The 6,711-nt window shown below is 67.5% G+C and carries 6 protein-coding genes and 1 pseudogene; 5 read left to right on the forward strand and 2 right to left on the reverse strand.

The window, feature by feature from the left end; translation table 11 throughout:
• Nucleotides 1-2: 2 nt before the first annotated feature.
• Nucleotides 3-1,229 carry a mechanosensitive ion channel family protein gene (locus A5663_RS19955; RefSeq protein WP_068153176.1) on the reverse strand — a complete coding sequence of 409 codons (1,227 nt, stop codon included), beginning with the start codon at nt 1,227-1,229 and terminating at the stop codon, nt 3-5.
• Between the two features lie 234 nt (nt 1,230-1,463).
• Between A5663_RS19955 and ruvC the strand changes: the two genes are divergently transcribed.
• The 5 genes from ruvC to A5663_RS19980 are packed head-to-tail and all read left to right on the forward strand — an operon-like array spanning nt 1,464 to nt 4,708.
• Nucleotides 1,464-2,030, forward strand: coding sequence for a crossover junction endodeoxyribonuclease RuvC (gene ruvC / locus A5663_RS19960; RefSeq protein ID WP_068153211.1), 567 nt, complete (start codon nt 1,464-1,466; stop codon nt 2,028-2,030).
• The gene (gene ruvA / locus A5663_RS19965) at nt 2,027-2,614 is read left to right on the forward strand and encodes a Holliday junction branch migration protein RuvA (protein ID WP_068153180.1); all 588 of its coding nucleotides are present in this window, start codon (nt 2,027-2,029) and stop codon (nt 2,612-2,614) included. The genes ruvC and ruvA overlap by 4 nt, the downstream gene beginning before the upstream one ends.
• Complete coding sequence (gene ruvB, locus A5663_RS19970; protein ID WP_068153183.1) at nt 2,611-3,672, forward strand: Holliday junction branch migration DNA helicase RuvB; 1,062 nt, start codon at nt 2,611-2,613, stop codon at nt 3,670-3,672. Before ruvA ends, ruvB begins: the two co-directional genes overlap by 4 nt.
• Nucleotides 3,673-3,683: 11 nt before the next feature.
• Entirely contained in the window at nt 3,684-4,322 is a 639-nt protein-coding gene (locus A5663_RS19975; protein WP_068153186.1) for a hypothetical protein, read from the forward strand.
• Entirely contained in the window at nt 4,322-4,708 is a 387-nt protein-coding gene (locus tag A5663_RS19980; RefSeq protein ID WP_068153189.1) for a DUF1304 domain-containing protein, read from the forward strand. The genes A5663_RS19975 and A5663_RS19980 overlap by 1 nt, the downstream gene beginning before the upstream one ends.
• A gap of 9 nt (nt 4,709-4,717) precedes the next feature.
• On the opposite strand, the pseudogene A5663_RS19985 reads toward A5663_RS19980, so the two are convergent.
• Nucleotides 4,718-6,514: pseudogene (locus tag A5663_RS19985) on the reverse strand (thioester reductase domain-containing protein); the annotation flags it as partial.
• Nucleotides 6,515-6,711 lie beyond the last annotated feature (197 nt).

Below are 6,711 nucleotides of genomic sequence, written 5' to 3' on the forward strand. Positions count from 1 at the left end.
GCTCAGTGGCTCCCGTTTGACCGCGCGAGTTCGTCGTCGCACTCGATGGTGTGATCGAACGCCTTGGCGCGTTCCTCGGCCTCCGGGCTGCCTGAGAACATTCCCGCCGCGACCCGCTTTGTCTGCCCGGCGATTTCGCGGTCGGTCCGCGCTTCCGGGGCGGGTGCCGCCGGTTCGATGCGCTGGATGGGCACCACGCCGCCGGTGCGCTGCACCCAGTCGACCATCCCTTCGCGCACCGCGCATTGCAGGTCGAACAGTGCGCCGGCGTTGCGCGCGCTGACGACGATGCGCACCCGCACCACGCCGCCGACGGCGTTGGTCACCTGGAGCACGCCGCGCCGGCCGTCCCAGAGGTCGCTTTCGGAGAGCAGCCGGTCCAGCTCGGCGCGCATGTCGTTGAAGGGAACCGAGAAGTCGACGTCGAACTCGACCGCGCCCATGATCTCGGTGGCGCTGCGGGTCCAGTTCTCGAACGGTTCGGTGGTGAAGTAGCTCGACGGAAGCACCAGCCGCCGCTCGTCCCAGAGCCGCACGACGACGTAGGTCAGCGTGATCTCCTCGATCCGGCCCCACCACTGGCCGTTTTCGAGCTGCACGATGTCGCCGACACGGATCGCGCCCGAGAATGCGATCTGCATGCCCGCGAAGACCGCGCCTAGTGAGGTCTGCGCCGCCAGGCCGGCGACCACCGACAGCACGCCGGCGGAGGCGAACACCGTGGTGCCGATGTCGGAGAACGACGGGAACGTCATCAGGATCGCGGCGGCGCCCAGGATGACGACGATCGCGATCGCGAGCCGGCGCAGCACCGTGACCTGGGTCCGGACCCTCCGCCACAACCGGTCGGCGTCGGAGATCTCCTCGCCACCGCCGCCGTAGCGGGCGATCATCCGCCGTTCGGCGACGCGGACGAGACCGGTGAGCAGCCAGGTGATCGAGGCGATCATCAGGATCAGCAGCCAGTGATCGACCCATCCGCGCCACGAGTCGGCGGTATCCGATGTCCGTCGCACCGCGAACGTCGCCGCGAGGACCATCAGCAGCACCCGTACCGGCTTGCGGGTGAGCACTTCGATGTCTCTGATCAGGTCGCTGCGCCTGCTGACCCGCGTGAGCAGCCAGGTCACGGCGACTCCGAGGAGGTACACGGCGGCCACCGCTCCTGCGGCCCACGCCAGGGTGACGGCGATGTTGGTGGCGGTCTCCAGTTCGGTCTCGTCCGGCATAGGGATGAAAATCAGCTCCAGAGGTCGGGGGCAGGGCTCTTCGCGACCGTAGTGGCGATACCGGCCGCCGTCACATCGCGAGCGCGTCGTCAGCGGTGAACTCGGCCGTCTCACAAGCACAATTGCGGGCGGCAGTGGGACGCGACACAGGCGGTCTTCGCCGGGCGTGTCATTGCCGTGCACTGTCCGGCGGGCGGCTAAGCTCTCGAACAAGTGTTCACAGAAGGGCATGCCGTGCGGGTGATGGGAGTCGATCCCGGGTTGACGCGCTGCGGGCTGTCCGTCATCGAAGGCGGTAAGGGCCGGCAGGTCATCGCGCTCGACGTCGACGTGGTCCGTACGCCGTCCGGTGATCCGCTACACCGACGGCTGCTGGTCATCAGCGACACCGTCGAATACTGGATGGATACGCACAAACCGGACGTGATCGCGATCGAGCGGGTGTTCTCCCAGCAGAACGTCTCGACGGTGATGGGCACCGCGCAAGCCGGTGGTGTCATTGCGCTGGCCGCGGCCAGGCGGGACATCGACGTGCATTTCCACACTCCGAGCGAGGTCAAGGCGGCGGTCACCGGCAACGGCAACGCCGATAAGGCCCAGGTCACCGCGATGGTGACCAGAATCCTTGCGCTGCAGACCAAGCCGACGCCGGCTGACGCGGCCGACGCGCTGGCGCTGGCGATCTGCCATTGCTGGCGGGCTCCAATGATCGCGCGGATGGCAGCGGCCCAGGCGTTGGCCGCCGAACATCAACGCAAGTACAAGGCCACACTGAAGGCGAAAGCGAAGGCGGCACGATGATCGCATCCGTGCGCGGTGAGGTGCTCGACATTGCGCTGGACCACGTCGTGATCGAAGCGGCAGGGGTCGGCTACAAGATCATGGCCACTCCGTCGACACTGGCGACGCTGCGGCGCGGCAGCGAGGCGCGCCTGATCACCGCGATGATCGTGCGCGAAGACTCCCAGACGTTGTACGGCTTCGCCGACGCCGACGCGCGCGACCTGTTCCTCACACTTCTCGGGGTGTCGGGGATCGGGCCCAGCATCGCCCTCGGAGCGCTCGCGATGTACGACGGGCCCACGCTGCGGCAGGCCATCGGTGACGCCGACATCACCGCGCTGACCCGAATTCCCAAGGTAGGCAAGAAGACCGCAGAGCTGATGGCGTTGAGCCTGCGCGACAAGGTCGGCATCAGTTCACCGTCCGCCGTCGCAGCGGCGGGCGGACACTCGGTGCGCGGGCCGGTCGTGGAAGCGCTTGTCGGCCTCGGTTTTGCGGCCAAGCAGGCCGAAGAGGCCACCGACAAGGTGCTGGCCAATGATCCGGAGGCCTCACAGTCGGCCGCGTTGCGCGCGGCGTTGTCGATGCTGGGGAACAAATGAGCCGGTTCACCGACGATGCCGAACCGGAGGACCGGGAGGTGTCCGCGGCGCTGACCGTCGGCGAGGGCGATATCGACGCCAGCCTGCGGCCGCGATCGCTGCACGAGTTCATCGGCCAGCCGCGGGTGCGGGAGCAGTTGCAGCTGGTCATCGAGGGCGCCAAGAACCGCGGCGGAACACCGGATCACATTCTGTTGTCCGGTCCGCCGGGCCTCGGGAAAACGTCGCTGGCGATGATCATCGCGGCCGAACTCGGCTCGTCGCTGCGGGTGACTTCCGGGCCGGCGTTGGAACGCGCGGGCGACCTGGCCGCAATGCTGTCGAACCTCGTCGAGCACGACGTCTTGTTCATCGACGAGATCCACCGCATCGCCCGGCCGGCTGAGGAGATGCTCTACCTCGCGATGGAGGATTTCCGCGTCGATGTCGTCGTCGGCAAAGGCCCGGGCGCCACATCGATTCCGCTCGAGGTCGCGCCCTTCACGCTCGTCGGTGCGACGACCCGCTCCGGCGCGCTGACGGGCCCGCTGCGTGACCGCTTCGGTTTCACCGCGCACATGGACTTCTACGAGCCCGCCGAGCTGGAGCGGGTGCTTGCGCGATCGGCGGGGATTCTCGGCATCGGGTTGGGCGCTGACGCCGGGGCCGAGATCGCGCGACGCTCGCGCGGCACGCCGCGCATCGCCAACCGGCTGCTGCGCCGGGTCCGCGACTACGCCGAGGTGCGGGCAGACGGGGTGATCACCCGGGACATTGCCAAGGCGGCGCTGGAGGTGTACGACGTCGACGAGCTCGGGCTGGATCGCCTCGACCGGGCCGTACTGTCTGCGCTCACAAGGAGTTTCGGCGGGGGGCCGGTCGGCGTCTCGACATTGGCCGTCGCGGTCGGGGAGGAGGCGACCACCGTCGAGGAGGTTTGCGAGCCCTTCCTGGTGCGGGCCGGGATGCTCGCGCGCACGCCGCGCGGACGCGTCGCCACCGCGCAGGCGTGGACGCATCTCGGCATGACGCCACCGAGCGGGGCCAGTGGTCTAGGGCAAGCCGGCCTGTTCGACTGAGGAGGACACCAATGGGAAGCGGCACGATCAGGCTGGGTGGATTGTTCGGCGTTGTGTGTGCCGGTGTCGTCGTGCCGGCGTATATGGCCGGTTCGCCGGAAACGCCGAAGGATCCCGGTGCGGTGCAGTCCTATTTCGACAGCGCGGCAACGTTTCTGACGATGAACGGCACGCTGCCGCTGCTGCATGTGCTGTTCGGCCTGCTGTTCCTCGGTGTGCTCGTGTCGATGTTGCGGTCGGCGGCAGGGCCCGCCGGCGCGGTGTACACGGCAGCGTTGGGCGGTGCGGTGTTCCTCGCGCTCACCGCTGCCGGGCTGGCCGCCGAGGTCGCGGTGGCCGCCGCGATCGTGCGGTTCGGCGACGTGAGCATCACGGATTACTCGCAACCGTTCCTCGGCCTGGCGGTGTGGCTGTACCACTACAGCCATATTGGTTCCGCGACGCTGATATTCGCCACGGCGTACGTGGTTTGGCGCACCGGCGTGCTGCCGAAGTGGTCCGCGGTGCTGGCGGTGCTCGGCGTGCCGGCGTTGTTGCACACCTGGATCGGCGTGCCCGCCGCGTACTGCGTGATCGCCTGGATCGGGTTGACCGGGTTGGTGATGCTGGCGGTCCCGCCGGTGGTTCGAGTGGAAAGTGTTGGTGCCTGATGGGTTTCGTGGGGTTGTTCTTCGCCGGACTGGCAGCACTGCTGCACGTCTACATCTGGGTGATGGAGTCGCTGACATGGACGTCGCCGCGCACCCGGGCGACGTTCGGCATCACCGAGGAAGAAGCCCTGGCCACCAAGGAGTTGGCGTTCAACCAGGGCTTCTACAACCTCTTTCTCGCCGTCATCACCTTCACCGGGCTGATAGTCGGCAGCGTCGGATACAACTACATCGGGCTCGCACTGATCTTCGCCGGGGTCGGCTCCATGCTCGCCGCGGCCCTGGTGTTGCTGGTGTCCTCGCCCGACAAGGCGCGAGCCGCCGTGACCCAGGGGATCTTTCCTCTGATCGCGGTTGTGCTACTGGCATTCGCGACGACGTTGTAGGGCCGCCGACTACAACAGACCCAGCAGCTCCAGATCCGTCACGTACTTGACGATGACCTCGCGCGTGACGTGCGGGATGTCCTTGTCCGGACCGATCTTGGCGTCCTGCACCGCTGTGCGGAAGCGATCCGTCGGTGCGATCGAGCCGCGGATCGGCACCTCCGGCCGCTGATAGTTGTGCAGCAGCGGAAGCAGCGACCCCTGACGCTGCCGCTCGGGCAGTGCGCGGACCGCGGTGGCGAACCGGCTCAGCCAGGTGGCGTAGTCCCCGACGCGCTCGACCCGGTATCCGGCCTCGATCAACCAATCGGTGTACTCGTCGAGGCCGATGCCGTCGTCGTACGGGTTCATCACGTGGTAGGTCTCGAAACCGAGACCCGGATCGCGGCCCACCTGCACCCCCAGCGTCGAGATCGCTTCGGCGATGAACTCGACCGGCAGCCCGTCGTAGTGGGCCCGTTGCCGGTTGCCGTCGGCGTCGAGTTCATAAAGCGAATGCGGCGCGATCCCGGTGGCCACCAGGCTGAGCATCAACCGGGTGAACATGTCGGGCAGGTTGAGCTGGCCGGCGTAGGTGGTGTCGGCGAGGATCATGTCGCAGCGGAACACCGACGCGGGCAGGCCGCACAGGTCGTGTGCTTCGCGCAGCAAGACCTCTCCGGCCCACTTGCTGTTCGCGTAGCCGTTGGCGTAGCTGTCGTCGACCGAGCGGGTCGCGCTGATCACCCGGATGTCGCCGTCCTCGGTGAACTGCCCAGGCGTGATGCCCGCTCCCACCCCGATCGTCGAGACGTACACGAACGGCTTGATCTTCGTGGTGATCGCCAGCCGGATCAGCTCAGCGGTGCCGACGACGTTGGGGCCGAACAGCTGGCTGTAGGGCAGCACATGGTTCACCAACGCGGCGGGGTCGACGATCAGGTCGACGGTGTCGGCCAGCCGCTGCCAGGTCTGCCGATCCAAGCCTAGGTCCGCTTCGCCTTTGTCGCCGGCGAGGACCTCGAGGTGATCTGCCGCCAACGCACGGAAGTGCCCGAGCAGTTCGGGGTCGCCCGAATCGAACGTCCGATCCAGCCGGTCACGCGCGGCGCCGTCGTCCTTGGCCCGCACCAGGCAGATGACCTTGCCGCCGACAAGCGACATCCGCTCGAGCCAGTCCAGTGCGAGGTATCGGCCCAGGAATCCGGTTGCGCCGGTAAGCAGTACGGTGCGCACCTCGGGGCTCGGGCCGGGCAACGCCGACGCGGCCTCGAGCGTGGCCTGGTCGATGAACTTGTCCAGGGTCAGGTCGCCGGCGTGTGCCTCGACCGCGTCGCGACCGTGCACCGATGCGAACGTCGGCCGCTTGCTGCCGGGTTGCCGGGCAGCTTCGATGTAGGCGGCCACCGCAGCCAGGTCGTTGGCCGGGCTGACGATGACCCCCACCGGCACCTCGACGTCGAAGATCTCGGTCAGCAGATTGCCGAAAGTCAACGCCGACAACGAGTCTCCACCGAGGTCGGTGAAGTGTGCGCCGGGCTGCAGGTCGGCTGCCGATGCGCCGAGCAGGGCGCCGGCGGCGCGGCTGACGGTTTCGGCGACGGGGCGGTCGGCACCGTGCAGGCGTAGCTCGCGCAGTTCCTGCGCCTGGCCGTCGGCGAGCTCGGAGTAAAGCTGTTCCAGCCGTTCGCCGTACCGCTCCTTGAGTTTCGGCCGTGCGAGCTTGCGGATACCGGTGAGCAAGCCGTTCTCCAACGTGAACGGCGTTGTCTCGACGAGGAAATCGCGCGGGATCTCGTAGGACTGCAGATCTACGTCTACGGCAACAGCGCTCGCTCATACCTGCTGGCCGTCATCGTGCCCACCGCGGATGCGCTCGACCGATACGACGGCGAGGCGCTCAAGGCAGCGCTCAGCGAGTCGCTGCAGGACGTTGCGCGATCCGCCGATCTGCAGTCCTACGAGATCCCGCGCGATTTCCTCGTCGAGACAACGCCGTTCACGTTGGAGAACGGCTTGCTCAC

The sequence above is a fragment of the Mycobacterium sp. E740 genome, from assembly GCF_001672895.1.
Taxonomy (GTDB): Bacteria; Actinomycetota; Actinomycetes; order Mycobacteriales; family Mycobacteriaceae; genus Mycobacterium.